Origin of the sequence: Micromonospora sp. NBRC 110038, assembly GCF_020884815.1 — a bacterium.
Classification (GTDB): domain Bacteria; phylum Actinomycetota; class Actinomycetes; order Mycobacteriales; family Micromonosporaceae; genus Micromonospora; species Micromonospora haikouensis.
Genome location: NZ_BBOL01000001.1, coordinates 1,091,144 through 1,114,452, shown reverse-complemented (window position 1 = coordinate 1,114,452; position 23,309 = coordinate 1,091,144). Strand labels below are relative to the sequence as shown.

Below are 23,309 nucleotides of genomic sequence, written 5' to 3'. Positions count from 1 at the left end.
GGGTGCGGGGTAGCGGTTCGCCCTCGATTGCGCAACCGGTGTGGCAGGACGGCCTCAGCGCAGCGTCGACTGCCTCTGGATCAGTTCGAAGTCGATGACTATCCGTCGGGGCGCCGGCCGCTCCTCTCGCGGCACGCCGTCGAACTGAAGCTGGATCCGCTCTTCCAACAGCGCGACCGCCCGGTGTGCGATCACGTCGCGTCCGGGATCGATGGTGCTCAGTGGAGGTCGGGAGTAGTTCGCCTCGTCGATGTTGTCGAAGCCGATCAGCAGGACGTCCTCGGGAACCCGTAGACCGCGGTCCTGAAGGGCAGCAAGCGCGCCCAGCGCGAGGGTGTCGGTGAAGGCCACAACCGCGTCGGGTTCGACGCCGCTGTCAAGGATACGAGCGATCGTCGTGGCGCCGGTGGCGTGGAAGTAGTCGGGTACACCGATGATCGCGCGTGGGTCGACGTCCAACCCTCGCGACCGGAGGGCGTCCCGGAAGCCCTGGAACCGCAGCGTCCCGCTGCTCGGCGACGGGTCGTCCTTGACTCCCAGGGGAACCACCGTGGTCGCTCCGCGGTCCAGGACGTGCTCGGTCGCCGCACGTGCTCCCTCGACGTTGCTCATCGTGACGTGGTCGACGCCGCCATCGAACACCCGCTCACCCAGGAGCACGAGGGGGAAGTCGACGTCGAACAGCGGGAGGTCGTTCTGGCCCAGCGCGAGCGGGGAGTACAGCACGCCGTCGAAGCGTGACCGGTAGCTGCCGTCCAGGACCCGCAACTCGCGGTCGCGCTCGGCGTTGGTCTGCTCGATGAAGACGGTCAGGCCCCGCCTGGACGCCTCACGCATGACGGCGTCCGCAAGTTCGGCGAAGTAGACACCGCGCAGCGCCGGCAGCACCAGAGCGATCGCCCCCGTGCGGCCTCGGCTCAGGTTCCGCGCCGACACGTTCACGTGGTAGCCCAGCTCACGGATCGCGTCGTCCACCCGCTCGCGGGTCTCCGGACGCACGTACTGATAGCCGTTGAGGATGTTGGACACCGTCTTGATCGACACACCGGCGAGTCGCGCGACGTCGCGCATCGTCGCCGACCCGTTGGTCTTGCGTGCCACAGCCCCTCCCGCCGCTCGTGAAAAGGTCGGCCAGCGCATAAGTCTGCCCCCTTCACGACCCCCGGCAGCAGCGGCCGGCCCGCCCGGTCCGGGGCGGGCCGGCCGCGTGACGCGAGGTCAGCTGATGGTCAGGGCGATGGTGTGCACGGAGCCGCGGACCAGGTCGATCTGCAGCTCGTAGGCGCCCCGGGCGAGCCCGGTGGTGTCCCAGTGGAAGACGTACTCGTCTCTTGCGGCGCTGTAGCGTGCGGTGTTGTCCGCCCCCTTCCGGACAGGTGCGGCCGGAACGCGGTTGCCGGCCACGCCGTCGGTCTTCTTCACGAGGTAGATGCGCGGCTCCGCGTCGGTTACCGTCTCGCCGTCTGCGTCGGTCAAGGCGAACTTGACCGGCACGGGGCGTCCGGCTTCGACGACGTCGGAGCCGTCGCCGGCCAGCGGTGGCCGCACCCCGCCGAACCGGTACTCAGGCGCGAAAAGCCGCGGCACGAAGTCGATCAGATTCGCCATCCAGATGTCGAAGCCATGCGGTCCGACCCAGGTGCCGGCGTACTCGTACTCGATGCCCTGGGAGGTCAGCCACTGCATTGCCTCCTGCGTGAACGAGTACGTGAAGTCGACGTCACCGGAGTACAGCCTTGCCAGCTTGGTGCTTTCGTTGACCGCCTGGGCGTCGACGGTGGGGTAGGAGAGCAGGCCCCCGGAAAAGGCACCGATGTAGGCGAACTCGCCCGGGTGGTTGAGCCACGTGCCGAGGGTGTTCATGGCTCCCCACGACAGACCGGCGAGCGCCTGCTCATCCGAATCAGTCGAGATGTTGTACTCTTCCGCCGCGGTTGGCATCACGTGTTGGCTGAGGTCGGTCCAGAAGTCGACGCCATTCTGGTCGGGCATGACCACGACCATCGGCACCATTGTCCCGTTGAGGTAATGGTTGTCGAGGATCTGTCTGGCACGCCCGGTCTCGATCCAGCTGCCGTAGTTCTGGCCCCCGCCGTGGTACAGGTACAGCACCGGGTAGGCAGCTGCGCGGTCGGCATCGTAGCCGGGCGGCGTCCAGACGTACGCGTAGCGCTCTGCGCCCTGGCCTCCGTCGTAGGTCATCAGCGAGACCGTGCCGCCCCTGCCTTCGGGGACGTCGGCCAGCATCGCGTCGGACTCGCCCGGCACGAAGAGCTGCGACTCCATCACATGGGTGTTGACGGTGTCGGCGGGGTCCTTCTTGTCAACGCCGTCGACCACGTACCGGTAGTAGTGGTAGCCGTCGAGCGGTCCGATCGTGCTGCGCCAGCGACCGTCGGGCTGCTTGTCCATCGGGATCCGGAACCACTGGCCGTTCGGGGCCCAGTTGCCCCAGATCGTGACGTCCTTGGCGCCAGCCCACTGGGTGCCGGTCTCGAACGTGACGATGCCATGGGGGTCGATGTGCGGGGTCGTGATCGACCCGGCCGGAGGGGGCGCGTACGGCCGGGTCAGCGCACGGTGCCCCTTGCTGGCGCCGTGGGAGACGACCTTCTGTCCGAAGAGCCGAGCGGCGAAGTCTCGCAGGTTCTCCCGCCAGGCGTCCCAGGTGGCGCCGTCGTCGGGGTTGACGCCATCGAACTCGAACTTCACTCCGGACTTCTTCAGGTCCGCCAGCAGGTGGTAGTTGTCGTTGTAGGACGGGTCGAGCGTGTTGCCGACGTATACCCGGAGTAGCTCGGTGCCCTTGTTGATCGCTTTGGCCTCCGCCTTGGTGATCGGGCCGTCGACGGAGCCAGAGAAGGAGCCGACGTAGGCGAACGCGCCGGGATCGCTGCGGAGGATGCTCATCGCCTGCTCGGCACCCGTGGCGACACCGGCCAGCGCCTGGCTCTGGGGCCGAGACGAGACGTTGTAGCCGGCCCGCGCTGCGGGGACGATGGCGTTGAGCAGCTCGGCGCGGGGGTCGGCGGAGTTGGCGTCGGCCATCACGACCACCATCGGCTTGGCGTCCCTGCCTGCGACCAGGTTGTCGAGGATCTGCTTCGCCCGGCCAAGTTCCAGCCACTCACGAGCGGTCTGGCCCTCGCTGCTCAGCAGGTACAGGACCGGGTACGCCTCGGCCCGGGCGGCGTCGTAGCCGGGCGGCGTCCACACCAGGGCGGTGCGGCGCTGCGCCGCCGTCGCGCTCGGGTAGGACAGTTCCTCCACCGTCCCGCCCGCGGCGATGTCGTCCATCCACTCGACCGACTCACCCGGCACGAAGAAGGTGTTCCAGTTCGGCTTCGACGTCACCGCCACCGGGCTGCCAGGCTGGCGGAAGGACACCTTCGACCTGTCCTGCATGGTCGCGGTGTACTGGTAGTAGTACAGCCCGGGCTCGAGCGGACCGACGTTCGCGGCGTAGTCCGAGCCACTCGGGTCGAGCGCGAGCGCCGACCAGGTGCCGCTCGGGCCAATGTTCGCCTCCAGCTCGAGCGCCGCCGGCGTGCCACCGACGATGCTGATGACCTGCAACTGCGGCACCTTGAAGTAGTGATAGACGTCGTCGTGCGAATGCCACGTGTCGGTCGCGGCAGCCGCCGGGGCGGCCGCGATGGCTGACACCACCAAAGCCGCGGCTGCGACAAGGCTGGTCATTCGGGGGCCACTGCTGTGTGACATCGCGTTGCTGCTCCTCTCAGAGCGTCAAGGCCTGCCGCATCGAAGGCACGCGCCTCACCATCGAGATCGACTACCGAGACCTTCCCGACAGCCACGACGGCCCACATCCACACCAGCGGCACTACATTTCCTACACCGGTGTAGAACGAATGGCAAGAGACCTCTTCACGCCTCCATGACCTCGTGGTGAACCCTGCACTCGACACCACCCGGGCTTCTCCGACGACAAAGAGGCCATCCAGCAAAGCCACCATGGCAGGCCGCCACTTCAAGGCAGTTGACGCCTGTTGAACTGCAGTTTCATGCCGTTCGACGCTATTGACGTCCGTACATCGACCTACTCTGCGGGAATACGGCCCACACCAATCCCACCGAACTACGGGAGCGACAATTTCAGCAGGTCAGCGGCTTGTCCATTGAGGAAGGTCGATGCTGGTTCGACGCCGTGGACGCCGTTGGCGACCCCGGTAGTCGGCCAGAATCCGCCGCACACGCCGTGAGCTGGGAGTTCTCGGTCCAGGCTGATGATCACCGGCACGGTCGCGGTTGCTGCACCTGAGGTGCGGCGACCCGACCGTCGTCCTCCCGTCGCACGCGGCCGTACAACACCGACGAGGGCTCGACGGGTACGTCGAGCAGCCTGAGCCGATCGTCAGAACACCAGGCCACGGCCATCGAATGTGTCCTGGCACCGGACAGACGCCCATCCCCCGCGCCGCCCGCCCGCCGTTCAACGACCCTGGGGCCCGACCCCCGCCCACACCGCGAACCAGCCCGCGCGGAAAGCTGAACGATCACGGGCTCCCAACCCGCTCGCAACGTAAGGAGCAGAAACACCAAAGTCCGTTACCGGAGGCCGGTAACGGACTTTCTGCGCAGCACACATGGATGGTGGGCGATACTGGGTTTGAACCAGTGACCTCTTCCGTGTCAAGGAAGCGCGCTCCCACTGCGCCAATCGCCCGCGCTCGCCGGCCCGGCGTGAGAAGCCGGCCCCGGCTGCGGTCGGCCCCACGGGGCGGATCGCGAGCGGACGACGGGATTCGAACCCGCGACCCTCACCTTGGCAAGGTGATGCGCTACCAGCTGCGCTACGTCCGCGTGCCGCCAGCGTTCGCCGGCGACGGGGTGAACTGTACCCGATGGCAAGATCGCCGAACAAACTCCCCTCGGGTGCGCGGCGCGCGCCGCCGATTACCCAGGTCACCGACGGGGTACTTGTCCACCTCGACAGCACACTGCATCCCCCGAAGGAGGCTGTCGTGGGTATCGGTACGAGCATCTTCCTGATCGCGGTCGGCGCGATCCTCACGTTCGCCATGGACGCCACCGTCGGCGGTGTCGACCTGGACGTCGTCGGCTGGATCCTGATGGCCGCCGGGGCGCTCGGCCTCGTCATGACCACGCTGGTCTGGGGCCGCCGTCGCGAGGTGGTCACCACCACCGAGCCGGTCGAGTACCGCCGCGTCGAGGAGCGTCGGGACGTCGCGCCGCCGCTGTAGGCGGCCCGTCGTCGAGATCCTGCCCCTCGACGCGTTCCCCCCTGGACGGCGAAACGGCCCGGCACCTGTGTGGTGCCGGGCCGTTACCCGTGGTGGGCGATACTGGGTTTGAACCAGTGACCTCTTCCGTGTCAAGGAAGCGCGCTCCCACTGCGCCAATCGCCCTCGTCAACTGCCGAGGTGGAGACGGGATTTGAACCCGTGTACACGGCTTTGCAGGCCGTTGCCTCGCCTCTCGGCCACTCCACCGAGGTTGCCCCCGACATGCGTGGCGGCAGATCCGAGCGGACGACGGGATTCGAACCCGCGACCCTCACCTTGGCAAGGTGATGCGCTACCAGCTGCGCTACGTCCGCATGCCCCCGGCGTTTTCCGGTGACGGATGAGAACTTTAGCCGAGCCCGCGAGCGGTTGCCAAATCGGGGGGCCGCCGGGCGCGTCCGCCCAGGCCGCCGCCCCGCCCGACGGGCCCGCCCCGACTGGCCGCCCGCCTCCCCCGCCCGACGGGCCCGCTCGGGCCAGGCGAGGGATGACCGCGTCGCCATGTCGCCGACATGGCGGTATCCCCGTGCGGCGGAAGGCCCCATGTCGGCGACACGGAGCTTTCCGCCGCGTCCCCGGCACCGCCGAGGCCAGCCCGCGTGGTCGCGGACATGGCGGCGCGCCACACACCCCGTAGGCTTCCTAGGAGACTGGACAGGACGCCCCACGACAGGAGCGGACATGGCCGACAAGGACTAGGAAAGTGTCCTACTTCCGACTCGGGGGATCGAATCCGCCGGGGCGGTCACTGTTTGTGCACGAACGGATAGGTTACGGTAGCGACGTGACGAGACGTGCCGCCGAGATCCGCCTGGATGCCCTCTTGCGCACGGCCTGTGACGTGATCGCGGAACGGGGCTTGGCCAACACCCGCACGGCCGACGTGGCCCAGGCGGCGGGGGTCAGCCAGGCGCTGGTCTTCTACCACTTCGCCACCAAGGAGCGACTCCTCTCCCAGGCCTTCGCCTACGCGGTGGAGCAGGATCTCGCCCGGCTCGACGCCGTGGTCCGGTCCGCCGCCTCGCCCCTGGTCAAGCTCCGGCGGATGCTCAAGCTCTACGCCCCGACCGGCCGGCCGACCTCGTGGTCCATGTGGATCGACGGGTGGTCGGAGTCGCTGCGCGTCCCGGAGCTGGAGAAGGTGTCCCGCCGGCTCGACCTGCGCTGGCGGGAGGATCTCGCCGCGGTGATCGCCGACGGGGTGCGCGAGGGCGTGTTCGAGTGCGCCGACCCGGCGGGCGCGGCGTGGCGGATCAACGCCATGATGGACGGCCTCGCCGTGCAGTTCGCCGTGCACGACCGGGTGATCTCGCGCCGGCAGTTCGCCGAGTGGATCCGCCTGGCCGCCGCCCGCGAACTCGGCCTGGAGCCGGCCCAGCTCGACTGGTCCGCCCCCGCGCAGGATCGCTCCCGCCGGGCCGCGCAGCCCCAACCCCAGCCCGACGCCGTGAGCTGACCGGCCCGGCCCGGCCCGACGCCACGAGCCGACCGACCTGCCCGACGCCACGACCCGACCGACCCGGCCTCGCCCGACGCCGTGAGCCGGATCAGCCTGCCAGCCTGACCAGCCGGCCCGCCGAGTCAGCCGGCCAGCCGGCGCAGGCGGGCCCGCGCCGGCGGGTGGACGTTGGCCAGCTCCAGGTCCCCGCCGTAGTGGGCGAGCACCCGGTGGTCCATCACCCGCCGCCACACGGGCGGCACGAGGGCGGCCACGACCATCGTGGCGTACCCGGCGGGCAGTTGTGGCGAACAGTCGAAGCTGCGCAGCGTCTGGTAGCGGCGCAGCGGGTTGGCGTGGTGGTCGCTGTGCCGCTGGAGCTGGAACAGGAAGACGTTGGTGACGGTCCGGTCGCTGTTCCAGCTGTGCCGCGCGTCCACCTTCTCGTAGCGGCCGGCGGGGTTGCGCCGCCGGGCCAGTCCGTAGTGCTCCAGGTAGTTGACCACCTCCAGCAGGGAGAAGCCGAACACGGCCTGGAGCAGCAGGAACGGCAGCACCTGCGGCCCGTACGCGGCGGCCAGGGCGGCGAACAGCACCAGCGTCATGGCCCACGCGGTGAGGATCTCGTTGCGGTACGTCCACGGGCTGCGCCCCCGGGCGCGGAACCGGCCCGCCTCCAGCCGCCACGCCGAGCGCAGGCTGCCGGCGACGGTGCGCGGCCAGAAGGCGTAGAAGCTCTCCCCGAGCCGGGAGCTGGCCGGGTCGGCCGGGGTGGCGACCCGGACGTGGTGGCCCCGGTTGTGTTCGACGTGGAAGTGCCCGTAGCCGGTCGGCGCGAGGGCCACCTTCGACAGCCAGCGTTCCAGCTTCTCCCGCTTGTGCCCCAGCTCGTGTGCCGTGTTGATGGCGATGCCGTCGACCACGGCGAGGGTGGCGACCAGCCCGGCCGCGCCGAGCGGGCGCAGCCCGCCCGAGGCCCACACGGCGCAGCCGAGCACCAGGCCGGCGTACTGGGCGGGCAGGTAGAGGTAGGTCAGCCAGCGGTAGTAGCCGTCGCGGGCCAGGCGCGGCACCGCCTCCTCCGGCGGGTTGCGCCGGTCGTCGCCGACGAGCAGGTCGACGACCGGGATCACCCCGAAGACCACCACCGGCGCGAGCCACCACGCCCACGAGCCGGCGCCGCCCCGCCAGGCCAGCCACGAGGCGAAGGGCAGCGCCGGCACCAGCAGGGCGAGCGGCCAGAGCGGCCGGCGCGGGTCGCGCCAGGCGGTGGGCGGTGCGGTCGCGGGCGCGCCAGCGGTCATCGCCGGTCTCCGATCTCTCGGGTACGCCCTGACTGTGGCACGCGTCACGACGTTTTACAAGAGTCGGAGTTTTGTAAAGCACGCGCCGGTGCGGCGTCAGCGGCGGAGCAGCCCCCACCCCCGCTGCGGCGGGGCGGCCCGCTCGAAGTCCAGCCCGACGGCCGGCTCGCCGGCCTCGGCCGTCTTCGTCAGCTGCCGCAGGCGCAGCAGCAGCCCCACCCCGAGCGACAGCAGCAGCGCGCCGAGCAGGAACGCCGCCTGCACCACCCCGAAGCCGCCCGACGACGACACGGGACGCCCGCCCGACGCGGCCGGGGGCACCTCGGCCACCACCTCCTCGCTCGGCTCGACCTCGTCGTCCACCCCGGCCGGCTCCAGCGGCTCGTCCGTCGGGTCCGCCGACGGCTCGTCCGTCGGGGCCGCCGCGGTCGGGGTCGCCTCGACCTCCGCCCCGATCACCTCCCGGGTCGCCGCCTGCCGCGCCAGCAGCCGCGACTGCGCGTCGTACGCCTCGGCGGCCAGCGTCACCCGCCCCCGGGTGACGTCCTCGGCGAAGGCCACCCGGTAGCGGGCGGTCACCGTGCGGCCCGGGCAGAGCGTGCCCGGGTCGAGCTGCCGGTCGGTCAGCCGGGCCGTGCTGCCCTGCGTCCGGATCTCCAGGGGGAACAGCCCGGTCTCCTCGATCCGGTCCATCTTCACCTGGTCCAGCCGCAGCCCCTGCACGGTGAGCACCATCGACCAGCGGACCTTCACGCAGCCGCCGTCGCGGCGCGACACCACCGCCGAGACCGTCTGCACCCCGTCGCCCGCCGTGAACTCCGTCGGCAGGCCGCTCAGCTCGGTGGCGAACCCGGCCGCCGCCGCCCGAGCCGGCGCGGCGACGCCGACCCCCGCTCCGGACAGGCAGGCCAGCACCACCCCGACCCTTAGCGCGTACCGCACCACCGTCACCACCGCCCTCGCCTCCCGTCGGATCCATCCATCCGGCAACGCTATGGGCGAACCGGACAACCGGGTAGACGGGCGTGTTCGCACGTACCGCGAAGCCCGGGGGGTCATCTCACCGACAGTGGTGAACCGGTGACCGTCCACCCGCGACACGCCCGGGATCGCCGGGCAGGGACAATCGGTGGCGTGTCCGATCTCTCCGCGGCCTTCGTGAGGCTGCACGCGCGGCTCGCCCCGGTGGCCTTCGTCCCCGAGGTCCGCCTGCACCAGGCCGACGAACCGATCGGGTTGTGGGAACTCACCGAGGGCGAGTTCCGCAGCTCGCAGCCGCCGCCGTTCTGGGCGTTCGCCTGGGCCGGCGGGCAGGCGCTCGCCCGGTACGTCACCGACCACCCCGAGGTCGTCGCCGGCCGCCGGGTGCTCGACCTGGCCTCCGGCTCCGGCCTGGTCGCCATCGCCGCCGCCCGCGCGGGCGCGGCGGCCGTGCGCGCCGCGGAGGTCGACGAACGCGCGGTGGCGGCGGTCGCGCTCAACGCCGAGGCCAACGGGGTACGCGTCGATGCCGCACTCGGCGACGTCCTCGACGGCGACGCCGGCGACGCCGAGGTGGTGCTCGCCGGGGACGTCTTCTACAGCGAGGCGATGGCCCGGCGGATGCTGCGCTTCCTGCTGCGGGCCGCCCGGTCCGGCGCGCGGGTGCTGGTCGGCGACCCGGGCCGGGCGTTCCTGCCCCGCGAGCGGTTCCGCGAGCTGGCCGGCTACGACGTGCCGGTGCCCGAGGCCCTGGAGAGCGTCCGGGTGAAGCACACCACCGTGTGGGAACTCGACCCCGCGCCGCCGGGGGCCGCCCGCTAGGTTGACCCGGTGCTGTTCCGGGGCTGGGGCGACGCCGTCGACGGGCCGTGGCCCGACATCGCGACCGTGACCGACCACGTGGGCGCGGCGCACCTGGTGGTGACCCGGCACGCGCTGGTGCGACGGGTGCTCGCCGACCCGGTGACCTTCCGGCCCGACAACGCCCTCGACGCGGTCACCCCGATCCCGGTGGCCGCCCTGCGGGTGCTCGCCGGGCACCGGTTCCGGCTGCCGCCGACCCTGGCCAACAACGGCGGGGCCAGCCACCCGCAGATCCGGGGCATCGTCGCCGACGCCCTGCACCCGAGCCGGGTCGCCGCCCAGCGGCCCTGGCTCACCGACCTCGTCCGCGACCGGGTCGCCCGGCTGCGGGCGGAGCTGGACGCGGGCGTACCCGTCGATCTGTATGCCGGCCTGGCCGCGGACCTGCCGCTGCTCGCGCTGGCCCGGCTCGTCGAGCTGCCCGACGCGCCGGTCGGCGCGGTGAAGGAGTTCGCCCGCGCGGCCCTGGAGCTGTTCTGGGCCCCGCTCGACGCCGACCGGCAGGCCGCCCTCGCCGCCGAGGTGGGCCGGTTCCACCGGGTGCTGCGGGCGTTCGCCGCCACCGGCGGCGGGCTCGCCGCCCGGCTGCGCGCCGCCGGCCACTCCCCCGACGTGGTCGTCGGCGCGCTGTTCTTCCTGCTCGTCGCCGGCCAGGAGACCACCTCGCAGTTCCTCACCCTGCTGCTGCACCGGCTCACCGCCGAGCCGGCGGTACGCGCCGGGCTGCGCGCCGGCACGATCGACGTCGCCGACGTGGTCGAGGAGGGGCTGCGGCTGGAACCGCCGATCGTCACCTGGCGGCGGGTCGCCGCCGTCGACACCACGCTCGGCGGCACGCCCGTCGCGGCGGGCACCAGCGTCGTGCTGTGGCTGGCCCGCGCCGGCCGAGACCCGCAGGTGGTGGCCGCCCCCGACGAGTTCCGCCCCGGGCAGCCCGGCTCGCGCCGGCACCTCGCGTTCGGGGCGGGTGCGCACCGCTGCGTCGGCGCGCAACTCGCCCGGCTGGAGGCCGCCGTGGTCGTCGCCGAGGCCGCGCCGCTGCTCGACGGCGTACGCGTGCTCCGGCCGCCGTGGTGCCCGGACAACCTCACCTTCCGGATGCCCGACGCCTTCGTGGTCGCCCGCCGCTGACCGCCTGTGCCGACCGCTGCCGCCAGCCGCTACCGCCGGCCGGTCAGCCGGCGTCCTCGGCCCAGGCCCGCCAGTCGTCGAGCACCCCGTACAGGGCGGGGGTGAGCCAGCCCGACGCGGACCGGCGGAAGACCCCCGGGTCCATCGCCCCGGCGCCCGCCGGCAACGCGCCGATCAGGTGCGGCACCAGCTCGGTCAGGTTCGCCCAGTGCACCAGCTCCGGCTCCGCCGGCCACGCGCCGATCACCACGCCGGCCGGCACCGCGCGCCGGTCGAGGGCCTCCAGGGTCAGCGCGGTGTGGTTGAGGGTGCCGAGGCCGGCACGGGCCACCACCACGGCGGGAGCGCCGAGCGACACCGCCAGGTCGGCCAGCGTCCACGCCTCGCCGGAGGGGCGCAGCCCCATCGGCACGAGCAGCCCGCCGGCCCCCTCGACCAGCACGAGGTCGTGCTTGTCGGCCTCCTCGCGGATCGCGTCGACGGCGGCGTACAGCTCCAGCGGCTCCAGCTGGGCCACCCGGGCCGCCGCCAGCGGGGCGAGCGGGTCGGGATAGCTGGCCAGGGTGCGGCCGGTGAGCGGGGCGGCCAGCCGGGTCACCGTGTCGACGTCGCCCGGGTCGCCGGTGGCCGTGCCGGTCTGTCCGGGTTTGACCACGGCGACCCGCAGCCCGGCCGCCTGGGCCGCGGCCGTCACCGCCGCGGTCACCACCGTCTTGCCGACCCCCGTGTCGGTGCCGGTGATCAGCACCGGCCCGGTCCACGCCGCGCTCACGGCGTCACCTCCGCCCGTCCGCCCGCGCCCGCGCCGGTCACGGGGCGCATTCCACGATCACGTCGAGGGCCCGCCCGAAGTCCGCCCGGGCCACCCCGGCGTTGACGGTCAGTCGCAGCCGGGACCGGCTGTCCGGCGTCGACGGCGGGCGGAAGCAGCCCACGGCCACCCCCCGGTCGGCGCAGTCGGCGGCCCAGGCGGTGGCCGCCTCGGGGCCCGGCGCGGTCACCGAGACCACGGCGGCGTCCGGCGCGGAGACCTCCAGCCCGGCGGCGCGCAGCCGGCGTACGGCCAGCACGGTCCGCTCGGCCAGCTCGGCGCGCAGGTCGTCGCCGGCGCGGGCCAGGTCGAGCGCGGCGCGCACCCCGGCGGCGACGGCGGGCGGCAGGGCGGTGTCGAAGATGAAGGTCCGGCTGGTCTCGACCAGGTGCCGGACGAACTCGGCCGGGCCGGCGACCACGCCCCCCGCGCCGCCGAGCGCCTTGGAGAGGGTGGCGGTGACCACCACGTCCGGCTCGCCGGCCAGCCCGGCGGCGGCCACCCCGCCCGCCCCGGCGGGGCCCAGCACGCCGAGCGCGTGCGCGTCGTCGACGAGCAGCAGCGCGCCGTGCCGGCGGGCCACGGCGTGCAGCTCGGCCAGCGGCGCGAGGTCGCCGTCGACGGAGAAGACCGACTCGGTGACCACCACCGCCGGCCGGCCCGGCGCGGCGGCCAGCGCGGCGGCGACCGCCGCCGGGTCGGCGTGCGGGGTCACCACGGTCTCCGCGCCGGAGATGCGGCAGCCGTCGATCAGCGAGGCGTGGTTGTGCGCGTCGGAGACGAGCAGGGTACGCGGCTGCGTCAGCGCCCGGATCGCGCCGAGGTTGGCCAGGTAGCCGGAGGAGAAGACGAGGCTGCCGTCGACGCCGAGCCAGTCGGCGAGGGCCGCCTCCAGACCGTGGTGGACGTCGGTGGAGCCGCGCACCAGCCGGGAACCGGTGGCGCCCAGCCCGTACGCCGCAAGGGCCCGCCCGGCCGCGGCCGTGACCTCGGGGTGGGTGGCCAGGCCGAGGTAGTCGTTGCCGGCCAGGTCGACCACGGCGTCGCCGGCGGCACGGGGGCGCAGCCGGCGGGTCAGCCCCGCCTTCGCCCGCAGCTCGGCGCGGCGGTGCAGCGCCGCCAGCCAGTCCGCCACCGCCACGCTCCCCTCCCCCGCCGTCTCCGCCGGGCGAAGTTACCACCAGTCGGCCGCGCCGCGGCGTGGCGCGGGCCGGCGCGCGGTGCCGCCACCGCTCGGGCGCGGGGGGCCGGGCCACGCTCGGGCGCAGCGCTCGGGTGCGGGAGGCTCGGGCCGGGCTCCGGTGCGGGGGCTCGGGCCGCGCTCGGGCGTTTCTTCGCCGCCGGGCGCCTTGTAGGGTACGAGCCATGCCAGAGATCCTCGACCAGGCCCGCAACCAGGTGCTGGAGAACGGCGTCGGCCTCGACCAGGCCGGCGTCCTCGCGGTGCTGAACCTGCCCGACGAGCACCTCCCGGCCGCCCTCCAGCTGGCCCACGACGTGCGGATGCGCTGGTGCGGGCCGGAGGTCGAAGTCGAGGGCATCGTGTCGCTGAAGACCGGCGGCTGCCCGGAGGACTGCCACTTCTGCTCCCAGTCCGGGCTGTTCGCCTCGCCGGTCCGCTCGGTCTGGCTGGACATCCCCTCCCTGGTGGAGGCGGCGAAGCAGACGGCGGCGACCGGGGCGACCGAGTTCTGCATCGTGGCCGCCGTGCGCGGCCCCGACGCCCGGCTGATGAAGCAGATGCGCGAGGGCGTCGCCGCGATCCGGGCCGAGGTCGACATCCAGGTCGCCGCGTCGCTCGGCATGCTCAGCCAGGAGCAGGTCGACGAGCTGGTCGACATGGGCGTGCACCGCTACAACCACAACCTGGAGACCTGCCGCTCCTACTTCCCCAACGTGGTCACCACGCACTCGTGGGAGGAGCGCTGGGAGACGCTGCGGATGGTCCGCGAGTCCGGCATGGAGGTCTGCTGCGGCGGCATCCTCGGCCTCGGCGAGACCGTGGAGCAGCGGGCCGAGTTCGCGGCGCAACTGGCCGAGCTGGACCCGCACGAGGTGCCGCTGAACTTCCTCAACCCCCGGCCGGGCACCCCGCTGGGCGACCGCCCGGTCGTCGAGGGCAAGGACGCGCTGCGGGCCATCGCCGCGTTCCGGCTGGCCATGCCGCGCACCATCCTCCGGTACGCAGGCGGCCGGGAGATCACCCTCGGCGACCTGGGCACCCGCGACGGCCTGCTCGGCGGCATCAACGCGGTCATCGTCGGCAACTACCTGACCACGCTGGGCCGCCCGGCGACCGACGACCTGGCGCTGCTGACCGAGTTGAAGATGCCGGTCAAGGCGCTCTCCGCGACGCTGTGACGGGGACCTCGACGATGGCCGTGTGGTGCGACCGGTGCGGGGAGCCGGCCGACGGCGGCGGCCACGCGGCGTGCCGGGCGGCGCGCGAGCTGGAGCCGCCCCGGTTCTGCGCGCGCTGCCGCCGCCGGATGAAGGTGCAGGTGCTGCCGGTGGGCTGGGCGGCGGTCTGCGTCGAGCACGGCGAGCTGCGGGGCTGAGGCCGGTGCGGGTGCTGCGGGGCAGGGCGGTCACGCTGCGACCGGTGACGGCCGACGACGTGCCGGCCCTCGCGGCGATCCGGGCCACGCCGGAGGTGCGCCGCTGGTGGCGCGGCGGCGACGACCTGACCGAGGCCGTCCGCGCCGACCTCGGCGACGACGACCTCACGGTGTACGCCGTCGAGCACGACGGCCGGGTCGTCGGGGCCATCCAGTGGTACGCCGAGACCGACCCGGACTACCGCCACGCCAGCCTGGACGTCTTCCTCGACCCGGCGGTACGCGGCGTCGGGCTGGGCGGGGACGCGATCCGCACGCTGGCCCGGCACCTGATCGACGAGTACGGCCATCACCGGTTCACCATCGACCCGGCGGCGGCGAACACGGCGGCCATCCGGGCGTACGCGAAGGTGGGGTTCCGTCCGGTGGGCATCATGCGCCGCTACGAGCGTGGCGCGGACGGGAGCTGGCACGACGCGCTGCTGATGGACCTGCTCGCGGAGGACCTGTCCGGCTGAGTCAGCCGGCCTCCAGCAGGTTGTTGCCGGGATCGGGCAGGGTCCGCCGACAGGCGTGCCCGGCACCGTGCGGTGCCGGGCACGCTTCGGTTCTGCGCGAGTGCGGTGCTGCCTAGCGCTGGAGGGTCAGCACACCCGGCCGCCACGGCAGCAGGTTGTAGTCGCCGCCCGCGTTGGGGTCCTTGCCCTGGTACAGCAACTGCAGGTTGCAGGCGTCGACGGTCTTGGTCTGGTCGGGGTTGGTGCGGACCAGGTCACCGTGGCTGATGTCGTTGGTCCACGTCGCGCCGCTGTTGGCCTTGCCGGCGAAGGGGTTGCTCTCGCTGGCGGCCTGCGGGGTCCACGAGCCGCTCAGGCTGTTGGACGTGAACGACCGGAAGTAGCGCTGCCCCTGGCTCCCGATCGCCTCGACGATCATGAGGTACTGGTTCTGTCCGGCCACCTTGTAGACCTCGACGCCCTCGAACAGGTTGTTCGTCGAGTCGGTCATGATCGTCGTGTAGCTCGAGCCGAAGCTGCCCGGGAAGTTCCCGATCGGCATGCTCGACCGGTAGATCTTGCCGTTGTCCCCGGCGAAGAACAGGTACATGTTCTGGTCGTCGCCGATGAGGGTCTGGTCGATCACGCCGTACGGGGCGTCCGGGAGGGTGGCGGTGGACAGCGTCTGCGCCGAGGACCAGCCGTTGGCGTTCGTCGGGTCGCTCGACGTCTTGTAGCTGAACGAGGTCGGTCCCCACTGGTACGCCAGCACCCAGACGTTCTTCGGGGCGAAGTACAGCAGCGTGGGCGCCACGGTGCCCTGGCTCATCCCGTTCTGGCTGGCCGAGGCCATGTCGGACCAGTTGGTGAACGTGCTGAAGTTCATCGAGCTGTACTGGCCGCTGCTGTTGACGTACGAGCCGTAGACCAGGTGCTTGCCGTTGTAGACGACGTTGGTGAAGTCCTTGAGCGAGACCCAGCCATTCTTCGGGCTCGTCAGCGCGCCGGTCGACGACCACCGGTAGGTCGACGGGAGCGCGCAGCCGCCCGGCGGCGGCGTGGTCGGCGGCGGCGTGGTCGGCGGCGTTGACGTCGGCGGCGTGGTGCCACCACCGAAGTCGGTCCGCCACTGCTGGTTGGCCTGCCCGTGGCAGTCGTACAACTGGATCTGCTGGCCGTTGCCGGTGCCCCAGACGTCCAGGCACCTTCCGGACTGCACGCCGCTGATGGTGCCGTTGGAGTTGACGTTCCACTGCTGGTTCGACTGGCCGTTGCAGTCCCAGATGATGATCCCGGTGCCGTTAGCGGTGGCCGCGCCGTTCGCGTCGAGGCACTTGCTGCCGTAGACCATCAACTGCTTGCCGGCGGTGTACGTCCACTGCTGGTTCGACTGGCCGTTGCAGTCGTAGAGCTGGACCCGGGTGCCGTTGGTCTGCGTGGCGTTCGGTACGTCGACGCACCGGCCCGACTGCACTCCGACGATCCGGCCGGCGCCGCCGCTCGGCGGCGGGGTCGTGGTGGGCGGGGGCGTGGTGGGCGGGCCCGTGGTCGGCCCGGAGGTCGGGGGCGCCGCGTTGAGGGCGTTGAGGACCGAGGTGTACGCGGCCTTCTTGTTGCCCCCACCGTCGAAGAGCAGCGGGTTCTCGTTGGAACGCCAGGAGTCGCTGTCGCGGACGCCCCAGACGGTGATGCCGATGCAGCGGGGCACGTTCAGGCAGGCCTGGGTGAGCCCGGCGTACTGGGTGGTGGAGGCGTTGGTGACGTCGACCTCGGTCAGCGCCACGTCGACGCCGAGCGCGGCGAAGCTGGACAGCGTGGTCTGGAAGTTGCTCGGCAGGGAGCTGCCGCCGGTGAAGTGGGTCTGCAGGCCGACGCAGTCGATCGGCACGCCGCGGGACTTGAAGTCCTGGATCATCCGGTAGACGCCCTGCGTCTTGCCGTAGCTCCAGTTCTCGATGTTGTAGTCGTTGTAGCAGAGCTTGGTCGACGGGTCGGCCGCCCGGGCGGTGCGGAACGCCACCTCGATCCAGTCGTTGCCGGTGCCCTGGAGGTTCGACTGGCGGCGGCTGCCGTCCTCGTTGAACGCCTCGTTGACCACGTCCCACGCGGCGAGCTTGCCCTTGTAGTGGGCCATCACGCCGTTGATGTGGTTGATCATGGCGCTGCGCAGCGCGCTGCCGCTCATGCGCTCCATCCAGGGCGGCTGCTGGGCGTGCCAGGCCAGGGTGTGCCCCCGGACCTTCAGGCCACGCTGGGTGGCCCAGTTGTAGATCTGGTCCCCGGCGGAGAAGTTGAACTGGTTCTGGTTCGGCTCCGTCGCGTCCGGCTTCATCTCGTTCTCGGCCGTGATCATGTTGAACTCACGCCCGGCGATGGTGCTGTACGTGGAGTCGTTCAACCGACCCCCGGCGATGGCGGTGCCGAAGTAGCGGCCCGACTGCGCGGCGGCCGCACCCAGCGTGGACGCGGCGGCGTTCGCCGACGGCATCATCACCACGACGGCGGCCACCGTCACGGCGCTGACCGCGCCGGCGAGCAGCGCGCGGACGGCGGGCGATCGCCGTCGCCGGCGCCCGCCGCGATGAAGGGATGGGCTCATTGCCATCTTGGCCTCCTTGCTGGCCAACACCCAGGACGTCGGGGCGGGACGACTGGACGTCTAAGTTGGGGAATCTAACTTCATCGATGTTTCCATCACCCGTCGATCCGGACAATGGTGTTTCGGAAAAGTTTCTGAAAAGGTCTGGCCGAGCGGGGCGTGGCGTGGCCGGTCGCCCGGGTGCGGCACCGGCCACGCCACGCCGCATCGACGGTCAGGAGACGGTGCAGGCGGAGCCGTTCAGGGTGAAGGCGGTGGGCTTCGGGTTGGCGCCCGTGTGGGTGCCGTTGAAGCCCAGGGTCGCCGACGCGCCCGGCGCGAGCGCCGCGTTGTAGGCGGCGTTCGACGCGGTCACGGCGGTGCCGGTCTGGGTGAAGTTGGCCGACCAGCCCTGGGTGACCTTCTGCCCGGCGTTCGGGAAGGTGAACGCGAGGCTCCAGCCGTTGAGCGCCGTCGCGCCGGTGTTGGTGATGGTGATGTTCGCGCTGAAGCCGGTGCTCCAGTCGCTGGTCGTGTACGCGACCTTGCACGCCCCGGCCGGGGTCGTCGGGGTCGGCGTGGGCGTCGGGGTGGGCGTGGGCGTCGGGTCGGTGCCGGGGAGCGTGCGCACCGAGATGCTGGGCGACACCACCGACGGGTTCCCGGCGGCGTCCACCGCGACGATGTAGAACGGGTACGACGTGTCCGGGGTCAGCCCCGTCACCGTGTGGCTGGTGCCGGTGACCGTGGCGACGACGGAGTGCAGCGGCCAGGTGACCTTCCAGACCTGGTAGCCGGCGACGCCGACGTTGTCGGTCGACGGCGACCAGGACAGGGTCACCCCGGTCGAGGTGATGTTGGACGCGGTCGGGGTGCCGGGCGCGCTCGGCCCGGTGGTGTCCGACCCCGTCCCGGCGGGCGTGGCCACCGGCAGCACCGGCGAGGACAGCGAGTTGTTGCCGGCCCCGTCGCGGGCGCGTACCCAGAACCGGTAGTTGCGGGCGGCCGTGAGGTTGGCCACGGTCACGCTGTTGGTGGTGGTGCGGTGCAGCATGAGCGCGTCGCTGCCGATCGTCTCCTGGGTGACGTCGTAGCCGGCCAGGCCGCTGCCCCCGGTGTCGGTGGACGCGGGCCAGGTCAGCGTGACCGAGGTGGGGCTGATCGCGGAGACCGTCGGGGCGCCGGGGACGGTGGGCGGGGTGGTGTCGGTGGGCGTCGAGGTGGGCTCCGCGCCCCACACGAGGGTGCTGCCGGCGTAGAGCGGGACCTTCTTGTTCGGCCCGGCCGTGGCCTGGTACGACGGGTCGTTGGTCGGGTCCCAGGTGCCGCCCTCCGGCACGCCGATCTTGAACTGCACCTCCATCCGGTGCTGCGACTGCCCGGCGGGGGCGATGGTGTACCCGGTGCAGTCGACCTCGACGTACCAGATGTCGCCGCTGAGCTGCTTGGCCGCCGACGGCGACGGGCAGCCCTGGGTGTAGCCGGGGGTGACCTGGACGGCGGTGCTGCCCTCGGGGCGGAAGTAGTAGCGGAACTTTCCGTTGGTCAGCGCGCGGGCCGGGAACGCGGACTTGTTGTAGACGATCGCCTTGAGGCCGGTGGCGCGGGGCTCGGCCTGCATCACCGTGGTCTCGACGGTCAGCTCGTCGATGTCCGGCGTCTCGGCGGTGGGGAAGCCGGCGAGCGGGGTGCCGCCGTACTCGGAGGCGAGCCGGGCCAGGGCGGAGGTGAAGCCGGCGTTGTAGTCGGTGGCGACCTCGTTCATCACGTAGTCGGACCGGCTGTCGGTGTAGGCGTCGTTGGCCGACGACGGGCCGCCGACGAGGGCGCCGTAGAGCACGTGCCGGGTCTCGGTGGGCACGGTCTGGCTGTCCCACCAGGAGCCGTGCGCCGTGCGGTGGTGCGGATTCTTCGGCGCGTTGGCCCCGAAGCCGATCTGGTAGCTGGACTTGCGCGGGTTGTCACCGAGCGCGTAGTTGATCTGGCGGACGGCGAAGTCGTGGTACCGCGTCTTGCGGGTGGCGTCGGTGGTCTTGTCGCTGTAGACCAGCGCGGCGAACGCGGTGTTGGACGCGTAGCGCAGCGCGCCCCACGAGTCGAGCACCGCCATCCCGCCGGGCGAGTAGTTCACCTTCGCGCCGTTGACGCCCACGGTCCAGTAGTCGAGCCACCGGTTGGCGTCGTCGACGTACTTCTGCTTGCCGGTCAGGTTGGCCAGCAGCACGTACGCGCCGAACTGCTTGTTGTCCCAGGCGATCGTCCACTTGTAGGACCGGGTGGTGGACTGCGGCTCGGTGCCGAGCTTGTCGTACTCGCTCTCGGCCTTGGTGAGGTAGGCGGCGTCGCCGGTGGCCCGGTAGAGCCAGATCGCGCCCCAGACCAGCTCGTCCTGCCACCCGCTCCACGACTTGTAGAAGCTCGTCGCGTCGGTGATGCACTCGTGGTAGCTCTTGCGCACCGTGTCGGCGAACGTGTAGAGCTGCTTGGCGTGGGTCAGCAGCTTGTCGGCGTAGGCGGCGTCGGTGGGCCGGAAGACCATCGACGACGCGGCCATCGCCGCCGCCGTCTCCCCCGCAAGGTCCGCGCCGCCACAGCTTGAGTCGATCTTGTACGCGGGACGCGCCATCGGCATCACCTCGGCCGGGCCCCACCACTTGTGGTCGTCGTCGCCCTTGCCGACCTGTCCGTAGAGGACGTTCGGGGCGGGGTGCGCCTTGACGAAGTAGTCGTTGACGAAGCGCAGGTTGTTGAGCAGGTGGGTGAGCTGCCCGGAGGCGACGTACCCGTCGCGGTACTCGACCGCGCCCCAGGCGAGCATGGTGGCGCTGAACGCCATCGGGAAGCCGAACTTGACGTGGTCGCCGGCGTCGTACCAGCCGCCGGTGAGGTCCACTCCGACGTCGGAGCCGTCGGTGAGCGCCGAGTCGCCGCGCCAGGAGACCCGGTTCCAGGCCGGCTTCTTGCCGGACTGCTGCGCCTCGTAGAAGAACAGCGACTTCTGCAACGCCTCGGCGTAGTTGAAGGCGGGCGCGGCGGCGACGGGCGCGGCCTGCGGCGCGACGACGCCCATCGCGAGGCCGCTGGCCAGGGCGGCGCCGGCGGCGAGCAGGCGGCGCAGCCAGGGTCGGCCGCGCGACGGCCGGGACGGCCGGTTCGGGTGACGCATCTGCGAGCTCCTGACGGATGGCGCCCGACGGCCCCGACCGGACGCGGGACGGCGTCTGAGGGGTCGGGGCCGGCGGAGGCGGGTGGTGGGGGTCTCCGAGGAGGCGCGGGAGCGCTCCCATGGATGCTCGACAATGTATCCAGCGGATTGCACACTTGGGAAGACCTCGCCGCCACGAGCCTGCGCCGCCGCGCCACCCGCCCCCGGCGCCGCTCCACCGAGGAACGGGGCGTCGCGCCACCCGAAAGCGTTACGCCGACACGCCGCCCCGCGCGGGTAATCCCCTCCGGGAAGGGGGGATTGGGTCCGCCGTCCGCCCAGCTCAGGCCATTCATCCGATGCCCCGCCGAAACGCGCCGAGGCGATCATGTGGCGTCCCCTCGACTCCCCTTTCGGAGGAATACCTTCATGTCACAGCGTCGGCGCGTGGCGCGCGCGGCCTTCTCCGCGACCGCCGCCACGGCCTGCCTCGCCCTCGCCACCCCGGCGTGGGCATCGGCCACCATCGGCCTCAAGTCGGCCCACCAGGGCAAGAAGGCTGGCTACTTCACCCAGCAGTGCGACGACGAGCGCTTCGCGAACCTGCCGGACGACCACGACGGCTGGCACTTCGTCCTGCCCGGCAAGAACAGCGGCAGCTTCGAGACCCTGACGCTGACCTTCTCCGACGGCACGAACGACGTCACGGTGAACATCCCGGACGGCTCGGACGCGTACCCGGACTTCTTCTACTCCACCGGCGGCAAGGACCCCCGGCAGATCCACGCCTACCTGTTCACCCCGGCCGGGTGGAAGCTGGTCGACGGGTCCGCCACGATCAGCGGGACCGGCGACGACTTCAACGTGAGCCACACCTGCAAGGGCACGGTCCCCAAGCCCACACCCACGCCCACCCCGACCCCCACGCCGTCGGTCTCGGAGTCGCCGGAGCCGTCGGAGTCCCCGTCGGCGTCGGAGTCCCCCGAGCCCTCCGAGTCGCCGTCGGCGTCGGAGTCCCCGTCGGCCTCCGAGTCGCCCACCCCGTCGGACTCGGCGTCGCCGACGACCTCCCCGTCGGGCGGGACCGGCGGCGGCAGTGACCTGCCGCTGACCGGCGTGGCCGTCACCGGCATGGCGCTCACCGGCGTCGCGCTGGTCGGCGGCGGCGTCGCCCTGATGACGCTGCGCCGTCGCCGGGACCGCATCACCTTCACGGGCTGACCCCGAGCGCGCCCGCCCGCCCCCCTCGGGCAGGCGCCCCGCGACCGGCCGCCGGACCTCCGTCCGGCGGCCGGTCCGCGGCTGCGCGGTGAGGAAGGGCTCCCGTTAACGCATTCGGTAGAGCAGGCCCCCGGTCAACACCCCGGCACGGCGGTACGGTCAGCGGCCGCGCAGCCGGGCCTCGCGCGGCCGAGCCCACGGGGCCGGGCCCACGCGGCCGGGCGCGGGGTCAGCTGCGGCGCACCTGGGCCGGCACCACCCCGGCCGGGGCGGCGGTCACCGGCACGCTGACGGTGACCAGGCAGCCGTCCCGCTCCGTCACCGTCGGCCGGGCGAGCCGGCGCAGGGTACGCAGCATCGGCGTGTTCTCCGCCTGGACGTGCAGCACCAGGCCCGCGAGGCCGGCCCGCTCGGCGTGCCGGACCAGCCGGCGCAGCAGGGCGGTGCCCACCCCCCGCCGCTGCCAGTCGTCGCGCACCAGCAGCGCCACCTCGGCCTCGTCGCCCTCGACGAGCAGGTTCGCCATCGCGACGACCGGCTCCGCCGCCCCGCCGGAGCCGGTCGCCGTCGCGACGAGGGTGAGGCCCTGGGCCGGCTCCAGCAGCCGCCCCAACCGGGCCGGCGCCGGCAGCGCCGCCCCGCCCAGGTAGCGGCGGTGCAGGGTGCCCGCCGAGCAGGCCCCGTGCAGCTCCAGCACGCCGGTCAGGTCGCCGGCCGTCGCCGCACGGACGACCGCCTCCGCGCCGTCGGGCAGGACGAGGGTCACCTGGTCGGCGTCCCGCCGACCCACGGCCGCCGCCAGCTCGGCGAGCGCCTGGGCGCGGGCGTACTCGGCCGGGGTGAAGCTCGGCGCGGCCCGGCGCAGCTCGTACGACCCGCCGGTGGGGTCGGGCAGGACCATCATCGTGCCGGCGATGCCCCCCGCGACGACCGCGGGCCGCCAGGTGACCTCGTCGGCGCCGAGCAGCGTCCGCAGCGCCTCGCCCGCCGCGTCGGGGTCGCGGACCAGCCGGGTGGCCAGGCCGAGCACCCGGGTGGGCTGGTCAGCGAGGCCGCGCGCCTCGCTGCGCGCCACCCAGCAGTCCCGGCCCCGGCCCCGCTCCACGGCGGCGATCAGCCCCGCCTCGTCGAGCGTGTCCGGCGCGTCGACGAGGAAGTCGTCGACCGCGCCGACCTCGGTGGTGTGCACCTGCACGGTGAGGATGTTGACCCCGCGCAACGCGAGGCTCGCCGTGAGGACCGACAGGTAGCCGGGCCGGTCGTCCACGGTGGCTCGGATCCGCCACAGCGCCATGGTTGTCTCCCTTCACCCGCCTACGACGATGCCGGCCGGCTGTTGCGGGCCCGTTGCCCGGTGGTGACGGCGCGGGAACCGCATGCATGACCATCACCACAGGTGGTGACCTCGGCCACGCCGGGCGCAGGAGCAAGGCCGGGCGGGAGAACGACAGTGCGGACCCGGCCGCATCGGCCGGGCCCGCACTGGTGCCGCCGGACGGGCCCCGCACCGGGGC

17 protein-coding genes and 5 tRNA genes are annotated in these 23,309 nt (G+C 72.4%); 7 read left to right on the top strand and 15 right to left on the bottom strand.

The features are described 5' to 3' along the window. Window positions 1–54: 54 nt before the first annotated feature. From LPU61_RS04765 to LPU61_RS04750, 4 genes are all read right to left on the bottom strand, one after another. The gene (locus LPU61_RS04765; RefSeq protein ID WP_199485994.1) at window positions 55–1,101 is read right to left on the bottom strand and encodes a LacI family DNA-binding transcriptional regulator; all 1,047 of its coding nucleotides are present in this window, start codon (window positions 1,099–1,101) and stop codon (window positions 55–57) included. 117 nt (window positions 1,102–1,218) lie between these two features. Beyond that, the gene (locus LPU61_RS04760; RefSeq protein ID WP_229404227.1) at window positions 1,219–3,699 is read right to left on the bottom strand and encodes an alpha/beta hydrolase-fold protein; all 2,481 of its coding nucleotides are present in this window, start codon (window positions 3,697–3,699) and stop codon (window positions 1,219–1,221) included. 913 nt (window positions 3,700–4,612) lie between these two features. Then, window positions 4,613–4,687: transfer RNA gene (locus LPU61_RS04755), tRNA-Val, on the bottom strand. A gap of 64 nt (window positions 4,688–4,751) precedes the next feature. Then, window positions 4,752–4,824, bottom strand: a tRNA-Gly gene (locus tag LPU61_RS04750). Between the two features lie 161 nt (window positions 4,825–4,985). Here LPU61_RS04750 and LPU61_RS04745 point away from each other — a divergent pair. Continuing rightward, the gene (locus tag LPU61_RS04745) at window positions 4,986–5,225 is read left to right on the top strand and encodes a DUF6458 family protein (protein WP_043962588.1); all 240 of its coding nucleotides are present in this window, start codon (window positions 4,986–4,988) and stop codon (window positions 5,223–5,225) included. A gap of 90 nt (window positions 5,226–5,315) precedes the next feature. Here the strand turns inward: LPU61_RS04745 and LPU61_RS04740 are convergent. From LPU61_RS04740 to LPU61_RS04730, 3 genes are all read right to left on the bottom strand, one after another. Next, window positions 5,316–5,390 (bottom strand) — tRNA-Val (locus LPU61_RS04740). 13 nt (window positions 5,391–5,403) lie between these two features. Further along, window positions 5,404–5,474: transfer RNA gene (locus LPU61_RS04735), tRNA-Cys, on the bottom strand. A 34-nt stretch (window positions 5,475–5,508) separates the two neighbouring features. Further along, window positions 5,509–5,581: transfer RNA gene (locus LPU61_RS04730), tRNA-Gly, on the bottom strand. Between the two features lie 470 nt (window positions 5,582–6,051). On the opposite strand from LPU61_RS04730, the gene LPU61_RS04725 reads away from it, so the two are divergent. Beyond that, window positions 6,052–6,723, top strand: coding sequence for a TetR/AcrR family transcriptional regulator (locus LPU61_RS04725; protein WP_043962587.1), 672 nt, complete (start codon window positions 6,052–6,054; stop codon window positions 6,721–6,723). 125 nt (window positions 6,724–6,848) lie between these two features. On the opposite strand, the gene LPU61_RS04720 is transcribed toward LPU61_RS04725, so the two are convergent. Both LPU61_RS04720 and LPU61_RS04715 read right to left on the bottom strand, forming a co-directional pair. After that, window positions 6,849–8,009, bottom strand: a complete 1,161-nt coding sequence (locus LPU61_RS04720) for an alkane 1-monooxygenase (RefSeq protein WP_043962586.1) — start codon at window positions 8,007–8,009, stop codon at window positions 6,849–6,851. A gap of 96 nt (window positions 8,010–8,105) precedes the next feature. Continuing rightward, window positions 8,106–8,963 (bottom strand): hypothetical protein, encoded by an 858-nt coding sequence (locus LPU61_RS04715; RefSeq protein WP_229404226.1) that lies wholly within the window; start codon window positions 8,961–8,963, stop codon window positions 8,106–8,108. 180 nt (window positions 8,964–9,143) lie between these two features. Between LPU61_RS04715 and LPU61_RS04710 the strand changes: the two genes are divergently transcribed. Next, the gene (locus tag LPU61_RS04710) at window positions 9,144–9,812 is read left to right on the top strand and encodes a methyltransferase (RefSeq protein ID WP_043962585.1); all 669 of its coding nucleotides are present in this window, start codon (window positions 9,144–9,146) and stop codon (window positions 9,810–9,812) included. Between the two features lie 9 nt (window positions 9,813–9,821). Then, window positions 9,822–10,985 carry a cytochrome P450 gene (locus LPU61_RS04705; RefSeq protein ID WP_374199587.1) on the top strand — a complete coding sequence of 388 codons (1,164 nt, stop codon included), beginning with the start codon at window positions 9,822–9,824 and terminating at the stop codon, window positions 10,983–10,985. A gap of 43 nt (window positions 10,986–11,028) precedes the next feature. On the opposite strand, the gene bioD is transcribed toward LPU61_RS04705, so the two are convergent. Next, window positions 11,029–11,733: a dethiobiotin synthase gene (gene bioD, locus LPU61_RS04700; protein WP_043964245.1), complete on the bottom strand. Its 705-nt coding sequence runs from the start codon at window positions 11,731–11,733 to the stop codon at window positions 11,029–11,031. A 61-nt stretch (window positions 11,734–11,794) separates the two neighbouring features. Beyond that, window positions 11,795–12,931 carry an 8-amino-7-oxononanoate synthase gene (locus tag LPU61_RS04695; protein ID WP_229404564.1) on the bottom strand — a complete coding sequence of 379 codons (1,137 nt, stop codon included), beginning with the start codon at window positions 12,929–12,931 and terminating at the stop codon, window positions 11,795–11,797. A gap of 230 nt (window positions 12,932–13,161) precedes the next feature. Between LPU61_RS04695 and bioB the strand changes: the two genes are divergently transcribed. Genes bioB through LPU61_RS04680 form a run of 3 tightly spaced genes read left to right on the top strand, consistent with a single transcriptional unit; the run spans window position 13,162 to window position 14,872 of the window. After that, window positions 13,162–14,157, top strand: coding sequence for a biotin synthase BioB (gene bioB / locus LPU61_RS04690; RefSeq protein WP_229404225.1), 996 nt, complete (start codon window positions 13,162–13,164; stop codon window positions 14,155–14,157). A gap of 14 nt (window positions 14,158–14,171) precedes the next feature. Next, window positions 14,172–14,354 (top strand): hypothetical protein, encoded by a 183-nt coding sequence (locus tag LPU61_RS04685; protein ID WP_043962582.1) that lies wholly within the window; start codon window positions 14,172–14,174, stop codon window positions 14,352–14,354. Between the two features lie 11 nt (window positions 14,355–14,365). Then, window positions 14,366–14,872, top strand: coding sequence for a GNAT family N-acetyltransferase (locus LPU61_RS04680; RefSeq protein WP_229404563.1), 507 nt, complete (start codon window positions 14,366–14,368; stop codon window positions 14,870–14,872). A gap of 112 nt (window positions 14,873–14,984) precedes the next feature. Here the strand turns inward: LPU61_RS04680 and LPU61_RS04675 are convergent, their stop codons facing one another. From LPU61_RS04675 to LPU61_RS04660, 4 genes are all read right to left on the bottom strand, one after another. Beyond that, window positions 14,985–17,456, bottom strand: a complete 2,472-nt coding sequence (locus tag LPU61_RS04675; protein ID WP_229404224.1) for a non-reducing end alpha-L-arabinofuranosidase family hydrolase — start codon at window positions 17,454–17,456, stop codon at window positions 14,985–14,987. 208 nt (window positions 17,457–17,664) lie between these two features. Next, window positions 17,665–20,595: a glycoside hydrolase family 9 protein gene (locus LPU61_RS04670; protein ID WP_229404223.1), complete on the bottom strand. Its 2,931-nt coding sequence runs from the start codon at window positions 20,593–20,595 to the stop codon at window positions 17,665–17,667. A gap of 767 nt (window positions 20,596–21,362) precedes the next feature. Beyond that, window positions 21,363–21,707, bottom strand: coding sequence for a hypothetical protein (locus LPU61_RS31800; protein WP_374199621.1), 345 nt, complete (start codon window positions 21,705–21,707; stop codon window positions 21,363–21,365). Window positions 21,708–22,024: 317 nt separating this feature from the next. Beyond that, window positions 22,025–23,089 carry a GNAT family N-acetyltransferase gene (locus tag LPU61_RS04660; protein WP_229404221.1) on the bottom strand — a complete coding sequence of 355 codons (1,065 nt, stop codon included), beginning with the start codon at window positions 23,087–23,089 and terminating at the stop codon, window positions 22,025–22,027. Window positions 23,090–23,309 lie beyond the last annotated feature (220 nt).